The sequence below is a fragment of the Streptosporangium sp. OZ121 genome, assembly GCF_051918885.1.
GTDB lineage: Bacteria > Actinomycetota > Actinomycetes > Streptosporangiales > Streptosporangiaceae > Streptosporangium.
Map to the genome: position 1 here is coordinate 36,132 of NZ_JBPXMC010000022.1, position 26,476 is coordinate 62,607.

Genomic DNA, 26,476 nt, shown 5'->3' on the forward strand with positions numbered 1-26,476 from the left:
AAACCCGCGGTCGTGCGTAAACCCCCAGATCAGGCCGTGGGATGAGAGAAAGCCGGAGGTCCGCGTGGCGGTCAGCAGCGGCGAGGGTAGAAACGCCGATCAGGATGACCCGGAACGGCGCCAGTCGGCACGTCAGCGCGCGGGTGAAGAGGGTCTGCTGTTCGACGGGCAACCGGTGAAGGTGCCCGCCGACATCGGCTACCGGGGCCCCACGGCCTGTTCCGCGGCCGGCATCACCTACCGGCAACTCGACTACTGGGCGCGCACCGGCCTGGTCGAGCCCACCGTGCGAGCCGCCCACGGCTCCGGCTCCCAGCGGCTGTACGGCTTTCGCGACATCCTGGTCCTCAAGGTCGTCAAGCGGCTCCTCGACACCGGTGTCTCCCTCCAGCAGATCCGCATCGCCGTGCAGCACCTGCGCGACAGGGGCGTCAACGACCTGGCCGGGATCACCCTGATGAGCGACGGGGTGAGCGTCTACGAGTGCACCTCGCCCGACGAGGTCATCGACCTCCTCCAGGGCGGTCAGGGAGTCTTCGGCATAGCACTGGGACGGGTGTGGCAGGAGGTGGAGGGCTCCCTCGCGGATCTGCCCGGCGAACGCGCGGAGTCGAGCGGGGGCCCTTTAGGAGATCATCAGGCCGATGAGCTGGCCCGTCGTCGCAGAGCACGACGAACCGGGTAAACTCGGACCTGCCACTGACCCTGTGCGGGAGAGACCCCGACCACGATCGGGGCGCCGAAGGAGCAACCTCCCCGGAATCTCTCAGGCACCCGGTACCGCACGGACGAGGCAACTCTGGAAAGCAGGCGCGCTCGCCAGGCGCGACTCACCGACGGTGCAAGCCTCCCGACAAGGGCAGGTGAAGCTCTCAGGTCACGACCCCGCACGACGGTCGTGATGACAGAGGGGGAGACCAGGCATACGCCCGCGCCCAGCGCCGGTCTCCACCCCGTCCCGGGAGGCTTCACCAATGACCGACCTGTCCTCGCTCAGCGAACTCGGCTCTCCCGCTTTCGCGACCCGTCACATAGGGCCGGACGACGCCGGCCAGACCCGCATGCTGGAGGCGGTCGGATTCGCCTCCGTCGCCGACCTGGTCGCGGTGGCCGTGCCCGAGGCGATCCGTTCCTCGGAGCGGCTGAGCCTGCCCCCGGCGGCCGGGGAGTCCGAGGCTCTCGCCGAGCTGCGGGTCCTCGCCGGGCGCAACACCGTGCTCACCTCGATGATCGGCCTGGGGTACCACGACACGATCACCCCGGGCGTCATCCGCCGCAACCTCCTGGAGAACCCGGGCTGGTACACCGCGTACACGCCCTACCAGCCGGAGATCTCCCAGGGCCGCCTGGAAGCCCTGATCAACTTCCAGACCGTCGTCTCCGACCTGACCGCCCTCGACGTCGCCGGGGCCTCCCTGCTGGACGAGGCCACCGCCGCCGCCGAGGCGATGACCCTGGCCCGCCGCGCGGGCCGCAGCCCCTCGAAGGTGTTCGTGGTGGACGCCGACGCGCTGCCGCAGACCAAGGCGGTGCTGCGCACCCGCGCCGAGCCGCTCGGCATCGAGCTGGTCGAGAGCGACTTCACCGCCGAACTCCCCGAGTGCTTCGGGGTGCTCGTGCAGTATCCCGGCGCCAGCGGCAGGATCCGCGACTTCCGCGCCATCGCCGACGCCGCCCACGCGCGCGGCGCCCAGGTGGTCGCCGCCGCCGACCTGCTGGCCCTCACCCTGCTGGCCGCGCCCGGCGAGCTCGGCGCCGACATCGCGGTCGGCTCCTCGCAGCGCTTCGGCGTCCCCCTCGGCTTCGGCGGCCCGCACGCCGCCTACATGGCGGTCCGTGACGGCCTCCAGCGCCAGCTGCCCGGCCGCCTGGTGGGCGTCTCCCAGGACGCCGACCGGCGCCCCGCGTACCGGCTCGCGCTTCAGACCCGCGAGCAGCACATCCGCCGCGAGAAGGCCACCAGCAACATCTGCACCGCGCAGGTGCTGCTCGCCGTGATCGCCGGCATGTACGCCGTCTACCACGGCCCCGAGGGCCTGCGCAGGATCGGCCGTCGCACCCACCGGCACGCCGTCGTGCTCGCCGAGGGCCTGCGCCAGGGCGGCGTCGAGGTCGTGCACGACACCTTCTTCGACACCGTGCTCGCCAGGGTGCCCGGCCGCGCCGAGGCGGTCGTCGCCGCGGCCCGCGACAACGGGGTCAACCTGCGCCTGGTCGACGCCGACCACGTGGGCGTCACCTGCGACGAGAGGACCGAGCTCCTCCACCTGGAGCAGGTCCTGGCCGCCTTCGGGATCAGCGGCGCCGTGCTCGCCGACCTCGACGCCGCCGCGCACGACGCGCTGCCCGCCGCGCTGGCCCGGGTCAGCGACTACCTGACCCACCCGGTCTTCCACAGCCACCGCTCCGAGACGGCCATGCTGCGCTACCTGCGCAGGCTCCAGGACAAGGACATCGCGCTCGACCGGTCGATGATCCCGCTGGGCTCCTGCACCATGAAGCTCAACGCGACCACCGAGATGGAGCCGATCACCTGGCCGGAGTTCGCCGGGCTGCACCCCTACGCGCCCGAGGACCAGGCCGCGGGTTACGTCGAGCTGATCGGGCAGCTGGAACGCTGGCTGGCCGAGGTCACCGGCTACGACGCCGTGTCGCTCCAGCCGAACGCCGGCTCCCAGGGCGAGTTCGCCGGGCTCCTGGCGATCCGCGCCTACCACACCGCCCGCGGCGAGTCGGGCCGCGACGTCTGCCTGATCCCCTCCTCCGCGCACGGCACCAACGCCGCGAGCGCGGTGATGGCGGGCATGCGCGTGGCCGTGGTCGCCTGTGACGACCAGGGCAACGTGGACGTCGACGACCTCGTCGCGAAGATCGACAAGCACCGCGAGCAGCTCGCCGCGATCATGGTGACCTACCCGTCCACGCACGGCGTGTACGAGGAGACGATCGTGCGGATCTGCGAGCTGGTGCACGAGGCGGGCGGGCAGGTCTACGTCGACGGCGCCAACCTCAACGCGCTGGTCGGCCTGGCCAGGCCGGGGGAGTTCGGGGCGGACGTCTCCCACCTGAACCTGCACAAGACCTTCTGCATCCCGCACGGCGGCGGCGGTCCCGGCGTCGGCCCGGTCGCGGTCCGCGCCCACCTGGCCGACTACCTGCCCGGCCACCCGCTGCGCGAGGGAACCGCGGTCGGCCCGGTCTCGGCGGCCCCGTACGGCTCCGCGGGCATCCTGCCCATCTCCTGGGCCTACATCCGGATGATGGGCGCCGACGGGCTGAAGGCGGCCACCGAGCAGGCCATCCTGTCGGCCAACTACCTGGCCCGCAGGCTCAGCCCCCACTACCCGGTCCTCTACACCGGCCGCGGCGGCCTGGTCGCCCACGAGTGCATCGTGGACCTGCGCCAGATCACCAAGGAGACCGGGGTGACGGTCGACGACGTGGCCAAGCGCCTCATCGACTACGGCTTCCACGCCCCGACCATGTCCTTCCCGGTGGCCGGCACGCTGATGATCGAGCCGACCGAGAGCGAGGACCTGGCCGAGCTCGACCGGTTCTGCGAGGCGATGATCGCGATTCGCGAGGAGATCGCGAAGGTCGCCTCCGGGGCGTACGACAAGACCGACAACCCGCTGCGCAACGCCCCGCACACGGCCGACAGCCTCGTCGCCGACGAGTGGGGCCACCCCTACAGCCGCACCGAGGCGGCCTACCCGCTGCCGTCGGTGCGCGAGGGCAAGTACTGGTCGCCGGTCCGCCGCATCGACCAGGCCTACGGCGACCGCAACCTGGTCTGCTCCTGCCCTCCCCTGGAGGCGTACGAGGACTGATCGCCGCGGGGCCCCGCCGGGATCGGAGGCCCGCGCGACCCTCGATATTCGCGGGGAATGCGACAGGACGGGGGGCGCCCCGAGTCGTTAGGCTCGGGGCGTCTCCGTATCCGGAAGGATCCTGCATGCCTGAGGTGGACACCCGTCCCTTGGACACCGCGCGAAGACTGGCCGAGGCGGGCGACCTCGACGGCGCCGCCGCGATCTTCGCCGAGCTGGTCGCCGATCCCCACGAGCCCGACCGGGCCCAGGCGGCGGTGGGTCTCGCGGTGGTGCTGGAGGAGAGCGGGGACGTGGCGGGTTCCCGCGCGGCCGCGCGCACCGCGCTGGCGACCGGGCACCCGGAGTTCGCCGCCCAGGCCGCCTGCCTGCTCGCGGGGAGCTTCGAGCGGGAGGACCTGGCCGACCAGGCCCGCGCCGCCTGGCAGGCCGCGCTGGGCGTCGGCCATCCCGCCTACGTCCCGCTGGCGCACATGGCCCTCGCCAGGCTCGCCACAGGCGCGGAGGAGGCCGAGCGGTCGCTGCGTGACGCGCTGGCCACCGCCGACCCGGAGATCGCTCCTCGTGCCGCCCAGCGGCTGGCGGAGGCACTCCTGGAGGAGGGCGAGCCGGGGGAGGCCGCCCAGGTGCTCCTGGAGGCGCTCGCGGTGCCAGACGCGGCCGAGGTGCCGAGGCTGCGGGTGATGCTCGGCATCGCTCACCTGGAGCTGGCGTGCGCGGAGTTCTCCGCCGCGATCGAGGAGGGCGGCGACGTCGAGACCGGCGCGCTGGCCATCGAGCTCCTGGCCCGCACGCTCCCGCTCAGGGGCCGCGACGAGGACGCCGAGCGCGTGTGGCGCTACGGCCTGGACAGCGCCGACGAGGATCTCGCCGGCGAGGTCCGCCTCCGCCTCGACCGGGACCTCTGAACCCGGGGCGCGCGGCGCGCCTCCCGGCCTCCCGGGTGAAGGCGCGATGCTCGTCGTGCCCGTGGGAGACCTCGCACGGGCACCGGCCTTCCCGGCGGCCTGGCCTCGCGGATTCCGGGCCGCCCGAGGCGGGGCCGGGCGGGACTTCTGGCGGGTGTCAGTCGCGCTCCCGCCAGCGGCTCAGGGCGTGGGCGAAGTTGATCGCCACGATTCCACCCCAGGCCAGCAGCAGCCCGGCGGTGCCGGAGGTCTGCGCCGCGATGGCGGTCAGCGGGATCCCGATGCCCATCGAACCGAGGGCGATCGGGATCGAGCTGTTCGAGTTCTTGCGCGACTTGGCCTTCGGCGCCCCGGAGGCGTGCATCTCGGCGCGCACCCGGTGGGCGATGGTCGCGTCCAGGCGTGACACGAACGACTCGATGAGGGCGGCCTCGTACTCGGGGCCGAGGTCGCGCCGGGCCTCGACGGTGGCACGCATGTCCTGGCGGATATCTTGATAGTCCTGCACGCTTCGATTGTTCCTTCACACCGGCCGCCAGGCATCAGTCAATAGGAGGAGATCCGTGTCCACCTCCGAGTCCACCCCTCCCGACGGCGCGTCCGCGCCGGGATCCGGGTTCCCGGCGCGCGCGGTCCCGCCCGTGGAGATCGCGACCCCGCACGGCCCGGCGCTGGTGGAGATCGACGAGGTGGCCGCCCCGCGTTTCCTGCTGGTGCTCACCCACGGCTCGGCCGGGGGAGTGGACGCCCCCGACCTGCTGGCCGTGCGGGACGCCGCGACGGCGATCGGCGGGACGGTCGCGCGGGTGCTCCAGCCGTTCCGGATGCGCGGAGCCCGCGCGCCGGGGTCGGCGGTCAAGCAGGACGAGGCGTGGGAGACGCTGGTGGCCGGGCTGCGCGGGCGCTATCCGGGGCTGCCGCTGGCGCAGGGCGGGCGGAGCAACGGGGCCAGGGTCGCGTGCCGTACGGCCGGGAGGGTCGGGGCCCGCGCGGTCGTCGCGCTGGCGTTCCCGCTGCACCCGCCGGGGAAGCCGGAGCGGTCACGTGCCGGGGAGCTGCGCGCGGCGGGTGTGGACGTGCTGGTGGTGAACGGAGACCGTGACCCGTTCGGCGTGCCCGAGGCGGCGGACGTCGCGCGCCTGGTGGTGCTGCCGGGAGAGGGTCACGACCTCGGGAGGAATCCCGCCGGGGTGGGCGAGGTGGTCGCCGAGTGGCTCGACACGAGGATGCGGCCGGGCTCGGTGGACCCGCTCAGCGTGACCGGTCGGGTGTGACGGGCCTCAGACCACGCCGGCCAGCGGCCGGTGCGGCTCGATGACGGCACCGTCCGGGAGGAGCTCGCCGGTGTCGTCGAACAGCACCACACCGTTGCAGAGCAGGCTCCAGCCCTGCTCGGGGTGGGCCGCCATGGTGCGGGCGGCTTCGCGGTCCAGCGCGTCGGCGGACGGACAGGACGGCTCGTGCGGGCACATCGGCGTGCCTCCGGATCTCTCGTGTCGGCTCGCCCGGGTCACACCGGGCACGGGTGGGCATCGGACATCCGGCGGCACCGTCACCGATGGGTCTCCGTTCCCACGTATGACGGGGACGAGCATCTGAATGTTGATATATGGCCGTGCGGTCCCTAACAGAACGGGAGCCGCACATCAAGCAGATCAAGTGTGCGATCGATCGCACCTTGGCGACATAGCCCGTTAGGACTGTTTGAGAACTGGTAAGGGGTCAGTCCGTCAGGGCTTTATCAGGGGATGTGACCTATAACACAGCATGCCTCATATAAGGACATTCGACCAAGTGCGACACGCCGCCAGGCGGGTAAACGATCGGTTACAAGTTGCTGACGTGCGCCGACGCGGGTTTTCACACCCCTGACCGTCCCTTACCGGGTCCGATGCGCTCACCGCGCGCCCAGGCCGGCCAGGAGCGCGTCCAGCCCGTGCTCGAAGTCGGCGTCCGCCCCCGGGCTGCCGCCTCCCCTGGACGGGGGACGCCAGGGCTCGTCCTCGTCGCCCGGGTCGCCCGGGGGCTCTGCCCAGCCCGACTGCTGCACCTCCACCGCCACCGCGCCGAAGACATAGGCCCGAAGGGCCCGTACCGCGCCCGCGGCGTCGGCCAGTCCCGCGTCGGCCAGCTGGTCGATCTGCTCCCTGATGGCGATCGCCGCCCTGCCTCTCGGCGGCTTGGTCAGGGCCAGGGCCAGCACCCCGGGATGCTCCCTCAGCGCGGCCCGGCTCGCCCGGCACCAGGCCCTCGCGCTGTCCTGCCAGCTCCCGCCGGGCTCGGCGTGGACGGTGGTGACGTGCTCGGCCAGCGCGTCCATCAGGGCGTCCTTGCCGCGCGGCAGGTGGTGGTAGATGGCCATCGCCTCCACCTGGAGCGCGTCGCCCAGCCGCCGCATCGTCAGGCGCCGGAGGCCCTGGCCGTCGGCGATGTGGAGGGCGGCGTCGATGATGCGCTCCCTGGAGAGCGGGACGGGAGGTCGCTTGGCAGGCATGGGAGGCATCCTGTCACCCCTCACCTTACTGCGTAAAGGACGGCGCGCCGGTCAGGGCGAAGGTTCCCCGGCCCCGCCCTGCGGCGAGGCGGCCGACGGCGCCGCACGGTGAGACGTACGGCGGCGCCGTACAGTGAGGTGGCCCGCGGTGCCGCACGGTGAGGTGGCCGGCGGCGCGAACCGCTTCGCGGGAGGCCCGGTCCCTGAGTGTGTGGGGCGGGGGCGGACCGCGTAGGCTACGAGCGGTGATCTGCCGGAGGAGACCGGCGACCGGCGAGAGAGGGAAGAAGATGGCGTTTTTCCGACCGCGCGTGAGCCGGGAGGCGGAGGTTCGTCACCACGCTGACCAGGAGGTCGGGAAGAGCTTCCCCGAGCTTCTGGAGAAGGCGCGCGAGGCCGAGGCCGAGGTGCGCCGGGCGCAGGCCGCCGCGGCCCCCGTGCAGGAGCTGCGGGCCGCCGGGCTGGCCTTCGACAGGGCGCTCACCGAGGCCCTGCGCGCGGCCGAGGCCAATCAGCGCGCGACGTTCGGGATCAGGTCGTACGACGACAGGATCCGCCGCCGCAAGGGCAGGGCCACCCCGAAGGGCGCCGAGTGGACCGCCGAGGTCAACCGCCTGCGCACCCTTCGCGAGCAGAACCGGCTGACCGGCATTCCCAGGGTCCCGCGCCCGGTCGCCGCCTCGGCCCGCTGATCTCCGTTCCCGGACCTCGTCCCCGGTCCTCACCGGGGCTTTCGGCCGCGGGTGCCCGGGCGCGGGTCTGATCCGCTCACCGGTCTCCACCCGGGGACCCGGTTCGAACGGCCTCTCGCCGCTCGTCACGCGTTCCCGTGACGGGCGGTTTCGCCGTTCCGGAACGGGCTGAGGGGAGGCGGTGATTCGGCCCTGATGGCCGGTCGTCGCGGCCCGGCCTCCCAATGTGGCAGATTTTAGGTTAGGCTTCCCTAATAAGATGCTCCGCCTCGGTGGCCTCTCCGGCCACTCCCTCAACGCCGTGACCAGGCACTTCGCTGAGGTGCACGCAGTTATGTCATTTTCGTCTGCCTTTTTCTCGCACCCGGACGGCTTCTCGCACCCGGACGGCTTCTCGCACCCGGACGGCTTCTCGCACCCGGACGGCTTCTCGCGCCCGGACGGCTTCTCGCATCCGGCGGGGGACGAGGGCCGCCGATCCCTGGGTGCGCCGGCGGGAGACTCCCGCGCCGCCCGCCTGCCCGCCCGCGCGGGCGGGCAGGCGGGCAGGCCGGGAATCCCGGTGCCGGGCGAGTCCACACGGCCGGGTTCGCCACCCGGCACACCCATGCTGGAGGTATCCGATGACCAACCCCTTCGACGACGAGAACGCGTCCTTCCTGGTGCTGGTGAACGCCGAGGGGCAGCACTCGCTGTGGCCCGCGTTCGCCGACGTCCCCCCGGGGTGGGAGATCGTCCACGGTGAGGACTCCCGCGCCGGCTGCCTGGCCTACGTCGAAGGCTCCTGGACCGACATGCGCCCCAGAAGCCTCGTCGCCGAGATGGGCGGCTGACCTCCTTCGAGATCTTCGAGGGCCGGTACGGGGACCGTCGCCCCGGTTCCCGTACCGCGCCCCTCGGGGAGGGGCGCCTCGCGCTCCCACCGGTCCCTCCGGGGGGCACTCCCCGCGGGGGCCGGAACACGCCGAAGGGCGCCACCGCGGACCGGGAGGTCTCGCGGTGGCGCCCTTCGGAACGGCCGGACGGCTCAGGTGGCAGGTGAAACCGTGCCGGCCGGACGGCCGGTCAGCTGGCCCAGTCGAGCAGCGGGCGGGTGTTGCTGGGGTGGCGGAGCTTGGAGAGCGACTCCTTCTCCAGCTGGCGGATGCGCTCGCGCGTCAGGCCGAGATACTTGCCGATCTCGTCGAGGGTGTGCGGCTTGCCGTCGACGAGGCCGAAGCGCAGGGCCATGATCTTGGCCTCCCTGGGGGAGAGGTTGCCGAGCACGCCGCGCAGCTGCTCGCCCAGCAGCTGGCGGTCGACGACCTCCGACGCCTCGGGCGAGTCGACGTCCTCGATGAGGTCGCCGATGGTGGTCTCGCCGTCCTCGCCGATGGTGGCGTTGAGGCTGATCGGCTGGCGGCTGGTGCGCAGCAGCTCCTCGATCTGGTCGGGGGTCTTGTCGAGCTCGACGCCCAGCTCCTCCGGCGTGGGCTCGCGGCCCAGACGCTGGTGCATGTCACGCTCGACGCGCGACAGCTTGGAGAGCATCTCCAGCACGTGCACCGGAAGCCTGATGGTGCGGGCCGAGTCGGCGAAGCCGCGCTGGATGGCCTGGCGGATCCACCACATGGCGTAGGTGGAGAACTTGTAGCCCTTGGTGTAGTCGAACTTCTCCACCGCGCGGATCAGGCCCAGGTTTCCCTCCTGGACCACGTCGAGCAGGGCCATGCCCCGGTCGGTGTACTTCTTCGCCACGGAGACGACCAGGCGGAGGTTGGCCTCCAGCATGTGGTCCTTGGCCCGGCGGCCGTCCTCGGCGATCCACTCCAGGTCGTCGCGCGCGGCCGCGGACAGGCCCGGGTCGGCCTCCAGCTTGGACTCGGCGTACAGCCCGGCCTCGATGCGCTTGGCCAGCTCGACCTCCTGCGCGGCGGTGAGCAGGGTGCGACGGCCGATCGACTTCAGGTAGGTGTGCACCGAGTCGCCCATGACGGAGGACTGGTCGTCGAGGTCGAGGGTCGGCTCGACCTCCACCTCGGCCTCCTCCGGCGGGTTCCACTCGTCGTCGAGCTCCGCCGCGGCGTCCTTGGCGTCCTTCGCGGTGTTCTTCGCGGCCCCGGTCTTCCTGGTGGGCTTGGCGGTCTTGAGGTCGCCCGCGGGCTCCGCACCGGTCGTGGCGGCGTCCGGGGCGCCGGCCGTGGTCTCGGTCTTCGCCGCCCCCTTCCTCGCGGGCGCGGCCTTGGCCTTGCGGACGGGGGTCTTGCGGGTGCTCTTGGCGCCGGACGCGGACAGCGCGGGCTCGTTCTCGGCCGCCAGGCTGACGCCCGCCTCGGTGAGCTCGCGCAGGATCGACCTGCCCTCGGTCGGGCTGATGCCCGCCTCGGCGAAGGCGTGGCGCAGCTCCGCGAGTGAAAGGTGGCCCTGGACTCGCCCTCGGTCAAGGAGCTGGTCGAGGGTCGTCGGGGCCTCAGATGAGGTCGCCACGGCGGTTGGGGGCATGAGGACACCTCCTCCATCACGGAGTCGTCTGAATTTACGGTCTGCTGGTCTTGGGGTGGGGCGGTCTGGGGGCCGCTCGGCGCACCAGTACCAATAACCCCAGGCAAGAACTTTCTGTTCCCGACCGGGCCCGGAAAATATGAGGGGCGGACCGCCTTCCCGGCGATCCACCCGCACGTGGGCGCCCGAGAGGGCCTATTCGATCACTTCCACGGGGCCCTCTTGCGCCGGGTCCGCGGAGCCTTCGAGCACGGGGCCGTCGACCATGGGCATCGGGAAGGGCTCCGCCTCCTCGAGGCGGTTCTCGCTCCAGTACTCGACGACCTTCCGGGGGTCGGGGTTGACCTCCCTGGACACCACGAAGTCCTCAGCGGGAGGGACGGGCGTGGTCGGGGACGGCTCCGGGGAGGGCGTTCCCGGCTCGCTGGGGGCGACCGGCACCGGCTCGGCCGACGGTTTCTCCGTCTTCCCGATCCCGCCCGACGCGGCGGCCGCCGTCACGGAAATGCCGCCGGCGAGGACCAGGCTCACGATTCCAGCCGAGACCCATGTCTTGCGGGTGACGTTCATCGGGCTTGTCCTTCCTGCTTCGGCTACCTGTTGGACGTGTCACGGCACCTTCACGGTTCCCGATCACGACCATAACGGAGAGTTTCGAGATCCGGCTTGCCATTGGCCAAAAGTGGTATTTCGGTCACAACGATCAGGTCGGCGGGGGCCGCGTAGGCGGGTAGCCGCTCCTTGGCGAAGGCGCGCACCTCGGCCAGGGACGGCGGGGAGGGCGAGACGACGACGGCCACCACCCGCTCGCCCCACTCGGGGTCGGGACGGCCGACCACCACGGCGTCGACGATCGCGGGATGCTCGGCCACCACGGCGGCCACCGCCGCGGCGACGACCTTCTCGCCCCCGGTGTTGATGACGTCGTCGGCCCGCCCCAGCACGCGCAGCCGCCCGCCCTCCAGGACGCCCAGGTCCGAGGTGAGGAACCACTCGCCGTCGCGGGCGGCCTCGGTGAGGTCGGGGCGCAGCCGGTAGCCGGAGAACAGCACGGGCCCGCCCAGGCGGATCCGGCCGTCGTCGCCGACGTCGACCCCCACCCCGTCGAGGGGCGCGCCGTCGTAGACGCACCCGCCGCAGGTCTCGCTCATGCCGTACGTGGTGATCACCCTGGCCCCGGCCGCGCGGGCCTCGGCGAGCAGGCCGGGGGGAGCGGCGGCGCCGCCGAGCAGGATCGTCCTGAACGCCGACAGGCGCTGGAGACGCGCCGAACTCACCTGGAGCAGCCGGCGCAGCTGGGTCGGCACCAGCGAGACGTGGTCCGCGCCGCTGGAGAGCACGGCCTCGGGGGAGAACCCGTCGTGCACGATCGGCTCGGTCCCGCCCAGCAGCGACCTCACCAGGACCTGCAGGCCGGACACGTGGGAGGGGGGCAGGCAGCACAGCCAGCGCTCGCCCGCCCCGGCCTCCAGGCGCCGCAGCGAGGCCGAGGCGGAGGCGAGCAGGGCCTCGGCGGACAGCTGCGCGCCCTTGGGGGCGCCGGTCGAGCCGCTGGTGGCGATGACCACCGCGACCTCGGCGGGCACGCCGACGCCGCCCTCGCGGCGGACCCCGTCGACGTGGGTCGGGCGCAGCGCGTCGAGCGTCGCCCGCAGCGCGGGGGCGGGCAGGGCGGGGGAGAGGGGCAGTACGGCGGGACCGTGGCCGTCCAGTGCCGCGCCGACGGCCCGGAACAGCTCCGGGCCCGGCGCCGACACCACGGCGTGCAATTCCCGTTGCACGGAAAGCCACTCCTCTTGCACAGGAATGGTCATCACAGTCGTAAGGTTAGTGCCGAATGCCGGACAACAGCCGGGGTGGTCCCGGTAAAGCGGAGAGGGTGAAGCCATCGTGAGCACGGAGCGGGTCGAGCCGGGCGTGGACGAGCAGGTGGTGGCGGAGACGGCCTCCGAGCGCGAAGGCGCCGTCGACTGGAAGAGGTCCGGGCAGTACGAGGACATCGTCTACGAGACCGGCGAGGGCATCGCCAAGATCACGATCAACCGTCCGGAGCGGCACAACGCGTTCCGCCCGACGACGCTCTTCGAGCTCAAGGACGCCTTCAACGTCGCCCAGGAGGACGCCGAGGTCGGTGTGATCATCTTCACCGGCGCGGGCGACAGGGCCTTCTGCTCCGGGGGCGACCAGAAGATCCGCGGCGACGACGGCTACGTCGACAAGTCCACCCCGCACGTCGGCCGGCTCAACGTGCTCGACCTGCAGGTCCAGATCCGCCGCTGTCCCAAGCCGGTCATCGCCATGATCGCTGGTTACGCCATCGGCGGCGGCCACGTGCTGCACGTGTGCTGCGACCTGTCCATCGCCGCCGACAACGCGGTCTTCGGCCAGACCGGCCCCAAGGTCGGCTCCTTCGACGGCGGCTACGGCTCCTGGCTGCTGGCCGAGACCGTCGGCCTGAAGCGGGCCCGCGAGATCTGGTACCTCTGCCGCCAGTACGACGCGCAGAAGGCCCTCGACTGGGGTCTGGTCAACGCGGTCGTGCCGCTCGCCGAGCTCGAGACCGAGACGGTCAAGTGGGCCAGGGAGATGCTGGACAAGTCGCCGCTGGCCCTGCGCATGCTCAAGGGCGCGCTGAACGCGGTCACCGACGGCGCCGCGGGGATGCAGCAGTTCGCCGGTGACGCCACCCTGCTCTACTACATGAGCGAGGAGGCGCAGGAGGGGCGCAACGCGTTCAAGGAGAAGCGCTCCCCCGACTTCGGCAGGTTCCCGCGCCGTCCCTAGGGGCGGCCGGCGACAGGTTCCGGCGCGGCCGTGGGCGGCGAGGGCACAGGCGAGGGCACGGTGCCCCGCCGCTCCCGGGGGCAGCGGGGATCCGAACGGACTCGGTCCCCGGGCGCGCCGCCCCGCGCAGGCGAGGGCGCTTTCGCGCGCCTCAGGACGGACTCACCCCCGGGTGCGGAGATAAGGAGGCGGTGCGGTGAATCCCGCGACCGCGCTCGCGACGGTGCTGGTCGACGAGCTGGCCCGCTGCGGTCTGACGGACGTGGTGCTCGCACCGGGTTCGCGTTCGGCGCCGCTCGCCCTGGCCGTGCACGCCGACAGCCGCCTCCGGCTGCACGTGCGGGTGGACGAGCGCTCGGCCTCCCACCTGGCGGTGGGCCTGGCCCGCCGCAGCGATCGTCCGGTCGTCCTGATCTGCACCTCCGGCACCGCGGCGGCCAACTTCCACCCGGCCGTCATCGAGGCGCACGAGTCGGGGGTGCCGCTGCTGGTGCTCACCGCCGACCGCCCGCCCGAGCTGCGCGACACCGGTGCCAGCCAGACCGTCGACCAGATCAAGCTGTACGGCACGGCCGTCCGCTGGTTCAGCGAGATCGGCGTGCCCGAGGACCGTCCGGGCCAGGTCGCCTACTGGCGGTCGACGGCCTGCCGCGCCTACCAGCGCGCGATGGGCCCGTACGACCCGGGGCCCGTCCACCTCAACGTGGCCTTCCGCGAGCCGCTGATCCCGGACGGCGACCCGTCCTGGTCCGAGTCCCTGGAGGGCGACGCCGCGGGTCCGTGGGTGCGCGCCAGGGTGGGCTCCCCGCCGGTGGCGCTGCACCTGCCGCCGACCCGGCGGGGCGTGCTGGTCGTCGGCGACGGCGCGACCAACACCCGCAGGTACGTGGCGGCGGCGGGCATGGCCGGGTGGCCGATCCTGTCGGAGCCCAACGGCGGCGCCCGCTACGGCGACCACGCGATGTCGGCCTACCACTTCCTCCTGGGCACCCCGGAGTTCGCCGACCGGCACCGCCCCGACGTCGTGGTCACCCTGGGCCGCCCGGGCCTGTCCCGGCCGCTGCTCAACTGGCTGAGACACGCGGGCGAGCACATCGTGGTCGCGGCCGACATGACCCGCTGGCCCGACCCGACCCGCTCGGCCACCCAGGTGGCCCAGGTGGTGGAGATCCCGGTCGCCGCGGGCGACGATGTGTGGCTGCACTCCTGGCGCCGCGCCGAGACGGCGGCCAGGGCCGCGATCGACGAGGTGCTGGACGGGTCGGGGCTCAGCGAGCCGCGCCTGGCCCGCGACCTGGCGGAGGCGCTGCCCAACGGGGCGCTGCTGTTCTCCGGCTCCTCCATGCCGATCCGCGACCTCGACCAGGCGATGCGTCCCCGGCGGGGCCTGCGGATCATGGCCAACCGGGGGGCGGCCGGGATCGACGGCGTGGTGTCGTCGGCGATGGGCGCCGCCCTCGCCCACAACGGCCCCTCCTACGCCCTGATGGGCGACCTGACCTTCCTGCACGACCAGAACGGGCTGCTCCTCGGCTCCCGCGAGCCGCGCCCCGACCTCTGCCTGGTCGTGGTGAACAACGACGGCGGCGGGATCTTCTCGCTGCTGCCCCAGGCCGCGCTGCGCGACCCCTTCGAGCGGGTCTTCGGCACCTCGCACGGGGTGGACCTGGGCTACGTGGCCGCCGCCACCGGCACGCCGTACACCTTCGTGGACGAGCCGGGCCAGCTGGTCAAGGCGCTGCGCGGCGAGGGGCTGCGCATGGTCGAGGTGCGCAGCGACCGGGAGTCCAACGCGAGACTGCACGCCGTGATGCGCGACGCGGCCCACGCCGCCGTCCGCGACGCCATGGCGTGACGCGCGTTCCCGGGGACACGCCGTGACGCGTGCCCCCGGGATCACCCGGTACGGCCGGCCGTGACGGCACGCCGTGCCGCCGTCCGTGTCGCCGTCCGTGTCGCCGTCCGCGCCGGGGTCCGTGCCGTCGTACGGCGAGGTCACGTGACGTCGCGGCGGAGCGTCAGCGCGCGGGCGGCGAGCACGGTCACCGCGACGTAGCCCGCGAACAGCAGCCCGCCGGCCCAGACGGGCAGCAGCTCGCCGCCCAGGGGCATGCCGCTCAGGGCGCGGGCGGCCCCGGTCGGCAGCCACCTGCCCAGATCGGGCAGGAAGCTGACGAGCAGGTAGTCGGCGTACATGAACCAGGCCAGCGCCACCGCCACCGCCGCCACCTGGTTGCGGATCAGGGCTCCCAGGCCCACCCCGAGCAGGCCGTACAGGACGACCGCGAGCGCCGAGCCGAGCAGGACCGCGGGCACCCGGGGGGTCCAGGAGGGGTAACCGGCCAGGCCGAGCATGACCAGGCCCGCGGCCAGCGTGACCAGCGCCGAGACCGTGGCGATCACCAGGCCGATGATCGCGTACGCGGCCAGTTTCGCCGTCACCACCCGGTCCCGCCCGGGGCTGACCAGGAACTGCCAGGTGATCGTCTGGTGGCGGTTCTCCCCGGCCATGCCGAGAACGCCGAGCAGCAGGGTGAAGACGTAGGCCTGCTGGGTCATGCTGTAGACGTTCTCGATCTGCGCGTCGAGCGGCGTCCCGCCGCCCTGCCCCATGAAGAAGACCATCAGTCCCGCCCAGGCCGCGCACAGCGGGGGTGCCAGGGCGGCCAGGATCCAGGTGGTGCGGCTCGCGCGCGCCTTGAGCAGTTCGGCGCGGATCAGGCCGTTCACGCGGTCACCTCCATGTAGAGCTCCTCCAGGTCGGTCTCCGGGGTGAGCGGGCCCTGCCAGGCGAGGCGCCCCGCCCGTACGACGATCACGTGGTCGGCGATCTGCTGGATCTCGGCGAGCACGTGCGTGGAGACCAGGACCGTGCGCCCCTGGTGGGCGTAGGCCCGCAGGAAGCCCCGCAGCCAGCGCATGCCCGTCGGGTCCAGGCCGTTGGCGGGCTCGTCGAGGATGAGGATCTCCGGGTCTCCCAGCAGGGCGGAGGCCAGGGCGAGGCGCTGGCGCATGCCCAGGGAGAAGCCCCCCACCCTGCGGCCGGCCGAGGCGGTGAGGTCGACCTGTTCCAGCACGTGCTCCACGCGCTCCGCGTCCAGTCCCGCGGCGAGGCGGAGCGCCTCCAGGTGCGTGCGGGCGCTCAGCCCCGGGTGGAAGGCCGCGGCCTCCAGTACCGCGCCGACCGTGGCGACGGGACGCTCCAGGTCGCGGTAGGGTCCGCCGTCGATGGTCGCGGTGCCCTCGGTGGGCGTGACCAGGCCGAGGATCATGCGCAGGGTGGTGGTCTTGCCCGCCCCGTTGGGGCCGATGAAGGCCGTGAGTGTTCCCCGTTCCACCGTGAACGACAGGTCGTCGACGGCTCGTACCCCGCCGAACGACTTGCCGAGGTGGGTGACGCTGATTGCTGACATGCCCTCGACGATGGCCCCGGGGCGGGTGGGTACGCACGGTCCCGGGGGTGGAACCCGCGACGTCCACCCGGGGGGAGGGCGCGGCGGCCGGAGGGTGGAGACGATCTCCACCCCGGGGCCCATGGTCCGCCGCCGGGGCCGTGGATAACGTGGCGCCGTGACGTTTTTCCGCCGCCCCTCGGTGCGCTGTCTCCTCGCCGTCGCGCTGGCGGGATACGTGCTCTACTGGCCGGTGGCCGCCGCGGTCGAGACGGGCTGGCCGGGCCTGCTCACGGTGCTCCTCGTCTGCGCCGCCACCTCCGGCTGCTGCGCGTGGGCACTGCTGAGCCGGGACGCGCGGCGCAGCGCCTGGCTGCTCGCCGCCACCCTGACCGGCGGGCTCGCCCTGCACGCGATCAGTCACTTCAGCGGCATGGGGTTTCTGTACCTCGTCCTCTACGCCGCGCCGTTCAAGACCCGCTTCTGGACGGCGGTGCTCCTGGTCGCGGCCGACATCGCCGGAACGGCGGCCGTGTCCTTCCTGATCGGGCTGCAGGGCTGGGAGTTGATGGGCAACGTCCTGGGCCTCACCTACGGCGTCATTCTCGTCTTCCTGATGCGATACGTGAAGACGACCAGGGAGCACGCCGCGGCGCTCGCCGAGGCGCGGGCGGGCGAGGCCGTGCTGGCCGAGCGGGCGCGGCTGGCCAGGGAGGTCCACGACATCCTGGCGCACTCGCAGTCGGCGCAGATCGTCCACCTGGAGGGCGCGCGGCTGCTGCTGGAGCAGGGCGGGGACCCCGCGGCGGCCCTCGACCGGGTCAACCGCGCCGTGCGGCTGGCGCGCGCCGGGCTGGAGGAGACCCGCCGGGCGCTCGACGCGCTGCGCGGGCAGGAGCTTCCGCTGGCCGAGCGGCTGGAGCGGCTGGCGGTGGAGTTCCGGTCGGTGACGGGGGCGCCCTGCGCGGTCTCGGTCACCGGGGACCTCGGCTCGCTGGAGGCGGGGGCCAGGCTGGCGGTGGCCAGGACCGCGCAGGAGGCGCTGACGAACGCGCGCAAGCACGCGCCGGGCGCCGCGGTGTCGGTGGCGCTGCGCCGCGCCGGCGCGTGGTGCGAGCTGGAGGTGCGCGACACGGGCGGCCCGCCGGGCCCGCCGGCGTCGCGGGAAGGGGGGTACGGGCTGGTGGGGATGCGCGAGCGGGCCGAGCTGATCGGCGGTTCGCTGGCCGCGCGGCCGGGCGCGGAGGGCTTCGAGGTCCTGCTGCGGGTCCCGGCGTGAGCCGTCCACGGCGCGGCGCCGCCACGGGGGCGGGTGCCGCGCCGTGGACGGCTCACGCCGGTGCCGGTACGGTACGCCCCGACGCGCCGGTGCCGCGCGACCGCGAGGCCGTCCCGGCGCGGGAGCGGCGCGGGGACGGGCGGGCGGGTCCGAGGGACGAGGTGGTCGAGGTGGTCGTGCGGGTGCTGGTGGCCGACGACCAGACGGTGGTGCGCGAGGGTCTGGTGCTGCTGCTGGGATTGCTGCCCGGCGTCGAGGTCGTGGGGGCCGCGGCCGACGGGCGGGAGGCGGTCGAGCTGGCCGGCTCGCTCGGGCCCGACGTGGTCCTGATGGACCTGCGGATGCCCCGCATGGACGGGGTGGAGGCGACCCGCAGGATCAGGGCGGCCCACCCGGACGTCCACGTGGTGGTCCTGACGACGTACTCCGACGACGAGTCGATCTTCGCCGCGCTGGGCGCGGGGGCGCGGGGCTACCTGACCAAGGACACCGACGCCGAGTCCCTGGCCTCGGCCATCGCCACCGTGGTCGAGGGCGAGGCCCAGTTCGACCCCGCCGTCCAGCGGCGGCTGGCCGAGGCGGTGGCCGGGAGCCGCCGCGCGCCGGGCCTGCCGGACGGACTGACCCGCCGGGAGAGCGAGGTGCTGGGGCTGATAGCGGCGGGCCGCTCGAACGCGGAGATCGCCGGGGAGCTGTTCATCTCCGAGGCGACGGTCAAGACGCACATCAACAACCTCTTCGCCAAGGCGGGACTGCGCGACCGGGCCCAGGCGGTGACCTACGCCTTCCGGCACGGCCTGGGCCCGGGCTGACCGGGACCGGACACCGGCGCCGGGGACGGCGGGGACGGCGGGGACTGCCGGGTGATGACTGTCAGGTCTGGGGATGTGGGGACGCCGTCACGGGGTCAGGGTGGATCGCGTACGGATTCACCTCGCGGGTGCCCGTCGAAGGGAAGTGCCATGCGACCTGACGTCAGTTTGACCGGCCACGAGACGGTGGCGGGTTTCGGCGACTACGCCGAGGCACAACGTGCCGTGGACCGGCTGTCGGACCAGAAGTTCCCGGTCGAGCACACGATGATCGTCGGAGTCGGTCTCCGGCTCGTCGAGCAGGTGCTCGGGCGGCTGACCTATCTTCGCGCCGCGGGGATGGGCGCGGCGACCGGAGCCTGGTTCGGACTGCTGATCGGCCTGTTCTTCGCGATCTTCACTCCCGGGCGGTTCCCCTTCATCCTGGTCCTGTGGGGCCTGATCTGGGGCGCCATCGCCGGAGCGATCTTCGGACTGGTCGGCCACGCGCTCACCGGGGGCAAGCGCGACTTCCTCTCGTCGAGCGCGATCGTCGCCGACCGCTACGAGGTGCTGGTCGCGGCCCCACACGCCGCCGAGGCGCGCAGGCTGCTCGACGTGGGCACGTCCCAGCAGATGCACCAGCAGATCTGACCGGACCGGCTCTGACCGGCTCTGACCGGCGTTTCCCGGGCCGGACCCGCACGAACGGGGCGCGGACGGCGCGGGCGGCATCGCCCGCGCCGCCGTCCCGTGCCCGCCGCCGGGCCGCTCGTCCGGCCGGATTCACCGGGTCCTGGTTTTCACCGGGCCCCGATCTTCATCGGGCCGGGTCTTCGGCGGGTCCGATCGAGGCGCGCGACCACAGGACCCGGGGACGCCGGGATGTCGCGGGCGAGGCGGCGGTGCCGTCCGGCGAGCGCCGGGGGCCACAGCGCACAGGAGGGCAGCATGCCTAAAGCAGTCGGAATCGATCTGGGCACCACCAACTCGGTGATCGCCACGATGGAGGGCGACAAGCCCACGGTGATCCCCAACGCCGAGGGGGCGCGGACGACGCCCTCGGTCGTGGCGTTCACCGACAACGGTGAGCGCCTGGTCGGGCAACTGGCCCGCCGCCAGGCGATCCTCAACCCCAAGGGGACGATCTACTCGGCCAAGCGCTTCATCGGCCGCCGTCACGACGAGGTCGCCAGCGAGCTGACCGCCGTGTCGTTCGACGTCGTCCCCGGGCCCGACGGAGCCGTCCGCTTCAAGATCAACGAGAAGCTCTACGCGCCCGAGGAGATCGCCGCGGCCGTCCTGCGCAAGCTCGTGGACGACGCCTCGAAGTTCCTGGGGGAGAAGGTCACCGAGGCGGTCATCACCGTGCCCGCGTACTTCAACGACTCCCAGCGCCAGGCCACCAAGGACGCCGGGAAGATCGCCGGCCTGGAGGTCCTGCGGATCATCAACGAGCCGACCGCGGCGGCCCTCGCCTACGGCCTCGACCGCCAGGAGAGCGAGACCGTGCTCGTCTTCGACCTGGGCGGCGGCACCTTCGACGTCAGCGTCCTCGCCATCGGGGACGGCGTCGTGGAGGTACGGGCGACCGCGGGCGACTCCCACCTGGGCGGCGACGACTTCGACCGGCGCATCGTCGACCACCTCGCCGACGAGTTCCAGCGGGACAACGGCATCGACCTGCGCCAGGACCCGCAGGCCCTGCAGCGGCTGTTCGAGGCCGCGGAGAAGGCCAAGGTCGAGCTGTCGGCGGTCACCCAGACGCAGATCAGCCTGCCCTTCATCACCGCGGACGCCTCGGGCCCCAAGCACCTGAACACCACGCTCAGGCGCTCGACCTTCGAGGAGATCACCGCCGACCTGCTCGAACGGTGCAAGGGGCCCGTCCAGCAGGCCATGGCCGACGCCAAGCTCACCGCCGACGACATCGACGAGGTGATCCTGGTGGGCGGCTCGACCAGGATGCCCGCCGTGCAGAACCTGGTGCGCCGGATGACGGGCGGCAAGGAACCGAACATGACGGTCAACCCGGACGAGGTCGTGGCGCTGGGCGCCGCGGTCCAGGCCGCCGTCATCAAGGGCGAGCTGAGGGACGTCGTACTGCTCGACGTGACACCGCTCTCCCTCGGCATCGAGACGCTCGGCGGGGTGATGACGAAGGTCATCGAGCGGAACACCACCATCCCGGCCCGCCGTTCCGAGACGTTCAGCACCGCCGAGGACAACCAGAGCGCCGTGGACGTCGTCGTGCTGCAGGGCGAGCGCGAGCGCGCCGCCGACAACCGTCCCCTGGGCCGGTTCCGGCTGGAGAACATCCGGCCCGCCCCGCGCGGCGTGCCGCAGGTCGACGTGACCTTCGACGTCGACGCCAACGGCATCCTGAACGTCTCGGCCAAGGACAAGGACACCGGCGCCGAGCAGCGCATCACGATCAGCGAGAGCTCGAACCTGGACACGAGCGAGGTCGAGCGGATGGTCGCCGACTCCGAGCGGCACCGCGAGGAGGACCAGCGGATGCGGCAGGTGGTGGACGCGCGCAACGAGCTCGACAGCGCCGCCTACCAGGTGGAGCGCCGCCTGACGGAGCTGGGCGACTCGGTGGCCGTCCACGAGAGGGCGCGGGCCGACATGCTGGCGCACGACGCCCGCGACGCGATCAAGCAGGAGGCCCCGCTCGACCGGGTCCGCTCGCTCACCGCCGAACTCCAGCAGATCTACCACAGCCTCGGCGCGGCCGGCTCCGGCGCCCAGGGGACCCCGGGGCCACAGGGGGCCCAGGGGGCCGCGGGCGGCCCGGGAGCCGCGGGGGCGACCGGTTCCCCGGGCGGCCGGGACGACGACGTCATCGACGCGGAGTTCACGACCGATGAGTGAGACACCCGGGCGTGGCCGGCACGTCCCGCGCCGTGACGGGGAGCCGCGCGGCGGGTACGACCCGCCCGGCCGGGAGCCGTACGACCGGGAGGACGACCGGGAGCGGGACGCCGGCCGGGAGGCGCGAGCCCACGACGGGCTCCCCGACCGGCTCCCCGACCGGCCCCCCGACCGGCCCCCCGACCGGCCCCCGGACCGGCACGGAGCCCGGGGACCTCAGGGCGCCCAGGGGTCAGAGACCCGGCGCGGTGGTCAGGAGGCGCGTGACCAGGAGGCGCGTGACCAGAGGCCGGAGGTCAAGGAGGGGCGCGGGTACGCCCCGGACACCCCGGACGACCTCCAGGAGCGCGTCCTGGAGCTCCAGGCCACGGTGGCCGATCTCCAGGACCGCTGGCGGCGCGCCCTCGCCGACCTCGACAACCTGCGCAAGCGTGTCGGCAGGGACGCCGAGCGGACGCGGTCGGACGAGCGGGCGCGGGCCGCCGGGGAGTGGCTGCCCGTACTGGACAACCTGGACCGCGCCCTGGAGCACGCGGAGACCGATCCCGGCTCCATCGTCGCCGGGATGCGGGCGATCCGCGACCAGGCGCAAGAGGTGGTGTCCCGCCTCGGTTACGCGCGCCGCGACGACACCGGGACCGTGTTCGACCCGGCCAGGCACGAGGCGGTGGGCATGCTGTCGCGGGAGGGCGTTCCCGACGGCACGGTCCTGCAAGTGGTGCGGCCCGGCTACGGGGACGGCGAACAGTTGCTGCGGCCCGCGCTGGTCGTGGTGGCCAAGGGGGCATGATGCCCCCCGACCGGGACTTCTACGAGATCCTCGGCGTGCGGCGGGGGGCGAGCCAGGAGGACATCCAGCGCGCCTACCGCAAGCTGGCGCGGGCCAACCACCCCGACGTCAACAAGGACCCGTCCGCCGAGGACCGCTTCAAGGAGGTCTCCGAGGCCTACAGCGTGCTGTCCGATCCCGGGACCCGGCGCCGCTACGACGCGTTCGGGCCGGAGTTCCGCCAGGTGCCCGACGACGTGGACCCGGAGACGTGGGCACGCGCCGGAAGCCGCGCGGCGGGCGCGGGCGCGGGCCGGGGCGGGACCGGGGCCCGGGGCGGGGGCGCGGGTTTCGGCGGCTTCCAGGAGGGGGTCGACCTCGACGACCTCCTCGAAGGGCTGTTCTCCGGCAGGAGAGGCCGGTCCGGCGCGAGCTGGGGGCCGATACCCGGCGCCGACCAGGAGGCCGAGATCGTCCTGACCGTGGAGGAGGCCTACCGGGGCGGGCCTCGCTCCATCACCGTCGGTTCGCGCGGGCTGCGGATCGACATCCCGCCGGGCGTCGTCGACGGGCAGCGCATCAGGCTGGCCGGGCAGGGCGGCAGGGGCGGCGACGGGGCGCCCGCGGGCGACCTCTACCTGATCGTCAGGATCGCCCCGCACCCCCGCTACCGGATGGAGGGACGCGACCTCCACGTCCTGCTCCCGGTCACCCCGTGGGAGGCGGCGCTCGGCGCCCCCGTCGTGGTCGACACCCCCGGGGGCGAGGCCAAGGTCAAGGTGCCGTCGGGGACGTCCAGCGGCAGGCGGCTGCGGCTGCGCGGCCGGGGGATGCCCAGCCGCGGCGACAAGGCCGGTGACCTGTACGCCGAGGTGCGGATCATGGTCCCGGACCGGTTGTCGGAGGAGGAGCGGCGGCTGTTCGAGCAGCTCGCCGCGGTCTCCGCGTTCGACCCGAGGAGGCGGCGATGACCCATCCGTTCCCGGAGCGCGGGACGCCCCGTCCTGACCCGCGCCCCGCCCGCCCGCCGGCGGACCCGGCGGGCGGAGAACGCGCCGGGCCCGCCGCTGGCGAGGGCGCGGCCTCCCACCGGCGGGAGACCCGGGGAGAGACCCGGCGGGAGGTTCGGGAGGAGACCGCGCGGGAGACGGCCAGGACCTACCAGCTGGCCAGGCCCGAACGCCTGGATCTGGAGACGTTCGCCAGGGCGACGGGAACCCATCCCGAGCTGGTGCGGCGCCTCGTCGTGCTGGGCGTGCTCGACGCCTGGACCGACGCCTCCGGGCACCTGTGGCTCCCGCCCTCCCAGTTGCTCACCATGGCGCGCGTCCGGCGGCTGCGGGCCGGGTTCTCGATCAACTACGCGGCGATCGGCCTCGTGCTGGACCTGCTGGACCGCATCGCCGACCTGGAGGCCGCCCAGCGCGGTCGTTCCCGACCCATCGGAGGCTCGCCGTGGACATGAACCAGCTGACACAGAAGTCGCAGGAGGCGCTGCACGACGCGCAGACCAAGGCCCTGCGTTTCGGGCACACGGAGGTGGACGGCGAGCACCTGCTGCTGGCGCTGCTCGATCAGCCGGAGGGGCTGACACCCCGCCTGCTCTCGTACGCGAACGTCGACACCGACCGGCTCAGGAACGAGCTGGAGGCGGAGCTGGGCCGGCGCCCCCGGGTGAGCGGCCCCGGCGCCTCGCCCGGCCAGGTCTACGTGACGCAGCGGCTCTCGCGCCTGCTGGAGACGGCCAAGCGGGAGGCCGACCGGCTGAAGGACGAGTACGTGTCGGTGGAGCACCTGCTCATCGCCCTGATCGAGGAGGGCAGCTCGGCCTCGGCCGGGCGGCTGCTGCACGAGCAGGGACTGTCCAGGGACGGCTTCCTCAAGGCGCTCACCGCGATCCGCGGCAACCAGCGGGTGACGTCCGCGATGCCGGAGGTGGCGTACGAGGCGCTGGAGAAGTACGGGCGCGACCTGGTGGCGGACGCCCTCTCGGGCAAGCTCGACCCGGTCGTCGGGCGCGACGCCGAGATCCGCCGCGTCATCCAGATCCTGTCCCGCAAGACCAAGAACAACCCGGTCCTCGTCGGCGACCCCGGGGTGGGCAAGACCGCCATCGTGGAGGGCCTCGCCCTGCGGATCAGCCACGGGGACGTGCCGGAGGGGCTCAAGGGCAAGACGGTCTTCAGCCTCGACATGGGCTCGCTGGTGGCCGGGGCCAAGTACCGGGGGGAGTTCGAGGAGCGGCTCAAGGCGGTGCTCAACGAGGTCAAGGCCGCCGAGGGGCGGATCCTGCTCTTCGTCGACGAGATGCACACCGTGGTGGGCGCCGGAGCCGCCGAGGGCGCCATGGACGCGGGCAACATGCTCAAGCCCATGCTGGCCCGCGGCGAGCTGCACATGATCGGGGCGACGACCCTCGTCGAGTACCGCAAGCACGTCGAGAAGGACGCCGCCCTGGAGCGCCGGTTCCAGCCGGTGATGGTCGACGAGCCGTCGGTCGAGGACGCGGTGTCCATCCTGCGCGGCCTGCGCGAGCGCCTGGAGATCTTCCACGGGGTGAAGATCCAGGACAGCGCGCTGGTGGCGGCCGTCGTGCTGAGCCACCGCTACATCTCCGACCGCTTCCTGCCGGACAAGGCCATCGACCTGGTGGACGAGGCGTGCGCGATGCTCCGTACGGAGATCGACTCGATGCCCGCCGAGCTCGACGAGCTCACCCGCAGGGTGATGCGCCTGGAGATCGAGGAGGCCGCGCTCGCCAAGGAGGAGGACTCCGCGAGCGGGACCCGGCTGGAGGAACTGCGCAGGGAGCTCGCCGACCTGCACGCCGAGACCGACGCCATGCGGGCGCAGTGGGAGGCCGAGCGGCACGCCCTGCGCGCCGTCCAGGCCCTGCGCGCGGAGATGGAGCAGGTACGCGCGGACGCCGAGCGGGCCGAGCGCGACTACGACCTCAACCGTGCCGCGGAGCTGCGGCACGGCAGGCTGCCCGAGCTGCTGCGGCGACTGGAGGCCGAGGAGGAGCGGCTGTCCGCCAAGCAGGGCACGTCGCGCCTGCTGCGCGAGGTCGTCACCGACGAGGAGATCTCGATGATCGTCTCCCGGTGGACGGGCATCCCGGTGAGCCGGCTGCGCGAGGGCGAGCGCGAGAAGCTCCTGCGGCTCGACCAGATCCTGCACGAGCGGGTGATCGGCCAGGACGAGGCGGTACGGCTGGTGGCCGATGCCGTCATCCGGGCCCGCTCCGGCATCAAGGACCCGCGCCGCCCGATCGGGTCGTTCATCTTCCTGGGACCGACGGGCGTCGGCAAGACGGAGCTGGCCAAGGCGCTCGCGGAGGCGCTCTTCGACACCGAGGACAACATGATCCGCATCGACATGAGCGAGTACCAGGAGCGGCACACGGTCAGCCGCCTCGTCGGCGCGCCCCCCGGCTACGTCGGGTACGAGGAGGGCGGCCAGCTGACCGAGGCCGTGCGGCGCAAGCCGTACTCCGTGGTGCTCTTCGACGAGGTGGAGAAGGCGCACGCCGACGTCTTCAACACGCTGCTGCAGGTGCTCGACGACGGCAGGCTCACCGACGCGCAGGGCAGGACCGTCGACTTCCGCAACACCGTCCTGATCATGACCTCCAACCTCGGCTCCGTTTACCTCCTCGACGGCGTCACGTCGAGCGGGGAGATCAAGCCCGAGGCGCAGCAGCAGGTCATGGCCGAGCTGCGCGCCCACTTCCGCCCCGAGTTCCTCAACCGCGTCGACGACATCGTGATCTTCAAGCCGCTCACCCCCGAGGAGATCGAGCGCATCGTCGGCCTGATGTTCGTCGAGCTGCGCAACCGCCTCGACCAGCGGGGCATCCGGCTGGAGGTCACCGAGGCCGCGCTGAGGCACATCGCCGAGCGGGGCTACGACCCCGTGTACGGCGCCCGCCCGTTGCGCCGGTTCATCGCCAGGGAGGTCGAGACGCGCATCGGCCGCGCGCTCCTGTCGGGAGAGGCGGACGAGGGAGCCGTGGTCCTGGTGGACCTCGCCGGGGACGAGCTCGCCGTGACCTACGGATGAGGAGGGCCGGTAATGCCACTAAATATCGTGCGATGCCGGAACTGTGGGAAGAAGCGGACGCCGGCGGGTGCCGCGCCGCGCGCGTGGGCGGAGGGCGCGATCACGCCGGTAGGTGAG

Annotated in this window: 24 protein-coding genes and 1 riboswitch; of the genes, 16 read left to right on the plus strand and 8 right to left on the minus strand. The window is 72.9% G+C overall.

From position 1 onward, the window contains the following. Positions 1-64: 64 nt before the first annotated feature. From ACTOQ1_RS30625 to ACTOQ1_RS30635, 3 genes are all read left to right on the plus strand, one after another. Entirely contained in the window at positions 65-685 is a 621-nt protein-coding gene (locus tag ACTOQ1_RS30625) for a MerR family transcriptional regulator (RefSeq protein ID WP_440071434.1), read from the plus strand. 15 nt (positions 686-700) lie between these two features. Then, positions 701-793, plus strand: a riboswitch (glycine riboswitch). A gap of 181 nt (positions 794-974) precedes the next feature. Further along, positions 975-3,830 carry an aminomethyl-transferring glycine dehydrogenase gene (gcvP, locus tag ACTOQ1_RS30630; protein ID WP_440071435.1) on the plus strand — a complete coding sequence of 952 codons (2,856 nt, stop codon included), beginning with the start codon at positions 975-977 and terminating at the stop codon, positions 3,828-3,830. A gap of 125 nt (positions 3,831-3,955) precedes the next feature. After that, the gene (locus ACTOQ1_RS30635; RefSeq protein WP_440071436.1) at positions 3,956-4,738 is read left to right on the plus strand and encodes a hypothetical protein; all 783 of its coding nucleotides are present in this window, start codon (positions 3,956-3,958) and stop codon (positions 4,736-4,738) included. 157 nt (positions 4,739-4,895) lie between these two features. Here ACTOQ1_RS30635 and ACTOQ1_RS30640 read toward each other — a convergent pair whose 3' ends face one another. After that, positions 4,896-5,246, minus strand: a complete 351-nt coding sequence (locus ACTOQ1_RS30640) for a hypothetical protein (RefSeq protein ID WP_440071437.1) — start codon at positions 5,244-5,246, stop codon at positions 4,896-4,898. 133 nt (positions 5,247-5,379) lie between these two features. Between ACTOQ1_RS30640 and ACTOQ1_RS30645 the strand changes: the two genes are divergently transcribed. Next, positions 5,380-6,012 (plus strand): alpha/beta hydrolase family protein, encoded by a 633-nt coding sequence (locus tag ACTOQ1_RS30645; RefSeq protein ID WP_440071535.1) that lies wholly within the window; start codon positions 5,380-5,382, stop codon positions 6,010-6,012. A gap of 6 nt (positions 6,013-6,018) precedes the next feature. On the opposite strand, the gene ACTOQ1_RS30650 is transcribed toward ACTOQ1_RS30645, so the two are convergent. Beyond that, positions 6,019-6,210, minus strand: a complete 192-nt coding sequence (locus tag ACTOQ1_RS30650) for a DUF5999 family protein (protein ID WP_329094021.1) — start codon at positions 6,208-6,210, stop codon at positions 6,019-6,021. Between the two features lie 425 nt (positions 6,211-6,635). Beyond that, positions 6,636-7,232: a TetR/AcrR family transcriptional regulator C-terminal domain-containing protein gene (locus ACTOQ1_RS30655; protein ID WP_440071438.1), complete on the minus strand. Its 597-nt coding sequence runs from the start codon at positions 7,230-7,232 to the stop codon at positions 6,636-6,638. 290 nt (positions 7,233-7,522) lie between these two features. Between ACTOQ1_RS30655 and ACTOQ1_RS30660 the strand changes: the two genes are divergently transcribed. Together ACTOQ1_RS30660 and ACTOQ1_RS30665 are read left to right on the plus strand one after the other, a co-directional pair. Then, positions 7,523-7,924, plus strand: a complete 402-nt coding sequence (locus ACTOQ1_RS30660) for a hypothetical protein (RefSeq protein WP_362695838.1) — start codon at positions 7,523-7,525, stop codon at positions 7,922-7,924. 623 nt (positions 7,925-8,547) lie between these two features. Beyond that, the gene (locus tag ACTOQ1_RS30665; protein WP_440071439.1) at positions 8,548-8,757 is read left to right on the plus strand and encodes an MbtH family protein; all 210 of its coding nucleotides are present in this window, start codon (positions 8,548-8,550) and stop codon (positions 8,755-8,757) included. 232 nt (positions 8,758-8,989) lie between these two features. Here the strand turns inward: ACTOQ1_RS30665 and ACTOQ1_RS30670 are convergent, their stop codons facing one another. The 3 genes from ACTOQ1_RS30670 to ACTOQ1_RS30680 form a co-directional block, all read right to left on the minus strand. After that, positions 8,990-10,405: an RNA polymerase sigma factor gene (locus ACTOQ1_RS30670; RefSeq protein ID WP_440071440.1), complete on the minus strand. Its 1,416-nt coding sequence runs from the start codon at positions 10,403-10,405 to the stop codon at positions 8,990-8,992. Between the two features lie 195 nt (positions 10,406-10,600). Further along, positions 10,601-10,975, minus strand: coding sequence for a hypothetical protein (locus ACTOQ1_RS30675; protein ID WP_440071441.1), 375 nt, complete (start codon positions 10,973-10,975; stop codon positions 10,601-10,603). 50 nt (positions 10,976-11,025) lie between these two features. Beyond that, complete coding sequence (locus ACTOQ1_RS30680; RefSeq protein WP_440071442.1) at positions 11,026-12,186, minus strand: AMP-binding protein; 1,161 nt, start codon at positions 12,184-12,186, stop codon at positions 11,026-11,028. Between the two features lie 151 nt (positions 12,187-12,337). Between ACTOQ1_RS30680 and menB the strand changes: the two genes are divergently transcribed. Together menB and menD are read left to right on the plus strand one after the other, a co-directional pair. Continuing rightward, a complete protein-coding gene (gene menB / locus ACTOQ1_RS30685; protein WP_440071536.1) occupies positions 12,338-13,189 on the plus strand; it encodes a 1,4-dihydroxy-2-naphthoyl-CoA synthase in 852 nt (283 codons plus the stop codon). Positions 13,190-13,385: 196 nt separating this feature from the next. After that, positions 13,386-15,044, plus strand: coding sequence for a 2-succinyl-5-enolpyruvyl-6-hydroxy-3-cyclohexene-1-carboxylic-acid synthase (menD, locus tag ACTOQ1_RS30690; protein ID WP_440071443.1), 1,659 nt, complete (start codon positions 13,386-13,388; stop codon positions 15,042-15,044). 140 nt (positions 15,045-15,184) lie between these two features. Here menD and ACTOQ1_RS30695 read toward each other — a convergent pair whose 3' ends face one another. Together ACTOQ1_RS30695 and ACTOQ1_RS30700 are read right to left on the minus strand one after the other, a co-directional pair. Beyond that, complete coding sequence (locus ACTOQ1_RS30695) at positions 15,185-15,919, minus strand: ABC transporter permease (RefSeq protein ID WP_440071444.1); 735 nt, start codon at positions 15,917-15,919, stop codon at positions 15,185-15,187. Continuing rightward, complete coding sequence (locus ACTOQ1_RS30700) at positions 15,916-16,602, minus strand: ABC transporter ATP-binding protein (protein WP_440071445.1); 687 nt, start codon at positions 16,600-16,602, stop codon at positions 15,916-15,918. Before ACTOQ1_RS30700 ends, ACTOQ1_RS30695 begins: the two co-directional genes overlap by 4 nt. 157 nt (positions 16,603-16,759) lie before the next feature. Here ACTOQ1_RS30700 and ACTOQ1_RS30705 point away from each other — a divergent pair, with 157 nt between their 5' ends. The 8 genes from ACTOQ1_RS30705 (at position 16,760) to clpB (ending at position 26,359) form a co-directional block, all read left to right on the plus strand. Then, positions 16,760-17,860: a sensor histidine kinase gene (locus ACTOQ1_RS30705; RefSeq protein WP_440071446.1), complete on the plus strand. Its 1,101-nt coding sequence runs from the start codon at positions 16,760-16,762 to the stop codon at positions 17,858-17,860. Further along, the gene (locus ACTOQ1_RS30710; RefSeq protein WP_440071447.1) at positions 17,857-18,672 is read left to right on the plus strand and encodes a response regulator; all 816 of its coding nucleotides are present in this window, start codon (positions 17,857-17,859) and stop codon (positions 18,670-18,672) included. Before ACTOQ1_RS30705 ends, ACTOQ1_RS30710 begins: the two co-directional genes overlap by 4 nt. 150 nt (positions 18,673-18,822) lie before the next feature. Next, on the plus strand, positions 18,823-19,305 hold the full coding sequence (locus tag ACTOQ1_RS30715) for a general stress protein (protein WP_440071448.1): 483 nt from the start codon (positions 18,823-18,825) through the stop codon (positions 19,303-19,305). A 297-nt stretch (positions 19,306-19,602) separates the two neighbouring features. Beyond that, complete coding sequence (gene dnaK / locus ACTOQ1_RS30720) at positions 19,603-21,528, plus strand: molecular chaperone DnaK (protein WP_440071449.1); 1,926 nt, start codon at positions 19,603-19,605, stop codon at positions 21,526-21,528. After that, positions 21,521-22,318 carry a nucleotide exchange factor GrpE gene (locus ACTOQ1_RS30725; RefSeq protein ID WP_440071450.1) on the plus strand — a complete coding sequence of 266 codons (798 nt, stop codon included), beginning with the start codon at positions 21,521-21,523 and terminating at the stop codon, positions 22,316-22,318. Before dnaK ends, ACTOQ1_RS30725 begins: the two co-directional genes overlap by 8 nt. Next, the gene (locus ACTOQ1_RS30730; protein WP_440071451.1) at positions 22,318-23,268 is read left to right on the plus strand and encodes a DnaJ C-terminal domain-containing protein; all 951 of its coding nucleotides are present in this window, start codon (positions 22,318-22,320) and stop codon (positions 23,266-23,268) included. The genes ACTOQ1_RS30725 and ACTOQ1_RS30730 overlap by 1 nt, the downstream gene beginning before the upstream one ends. After that, entirely contained in the window at positions 23,265-23,762 is a 498-nt protein-coding gene (locus ACTOQ1_RS30735) for a chaperone modulator CbpM (RefSeq protein ID WP_440071452.1), read from the plus strand. The genes ACTOQ1_RS30730 and ACTOQ1_RS30735 overlap by 4 nt, the downstream gene beginning before the upstream one ends. After that, the gene (gene clpB / locus ACTOQ1_RS30740; RefSeq protein ID WP_440071453.1) at positions 23,759-26,359 is read left to right on the plus strand and encodes an ATP-dependent chaperone ClpB; all 2,601 of its coding nucleotides are present in this window, start codon (positions 23,759-23,761) and stop codon (positions 26,357-26,359) included. Before ACTOQ1_RS30735 ends, clpB begins: the two co-directional genes overlap by 4 nt. Positions 26,360-26,476: the final 117 nt, after the last annotated feature.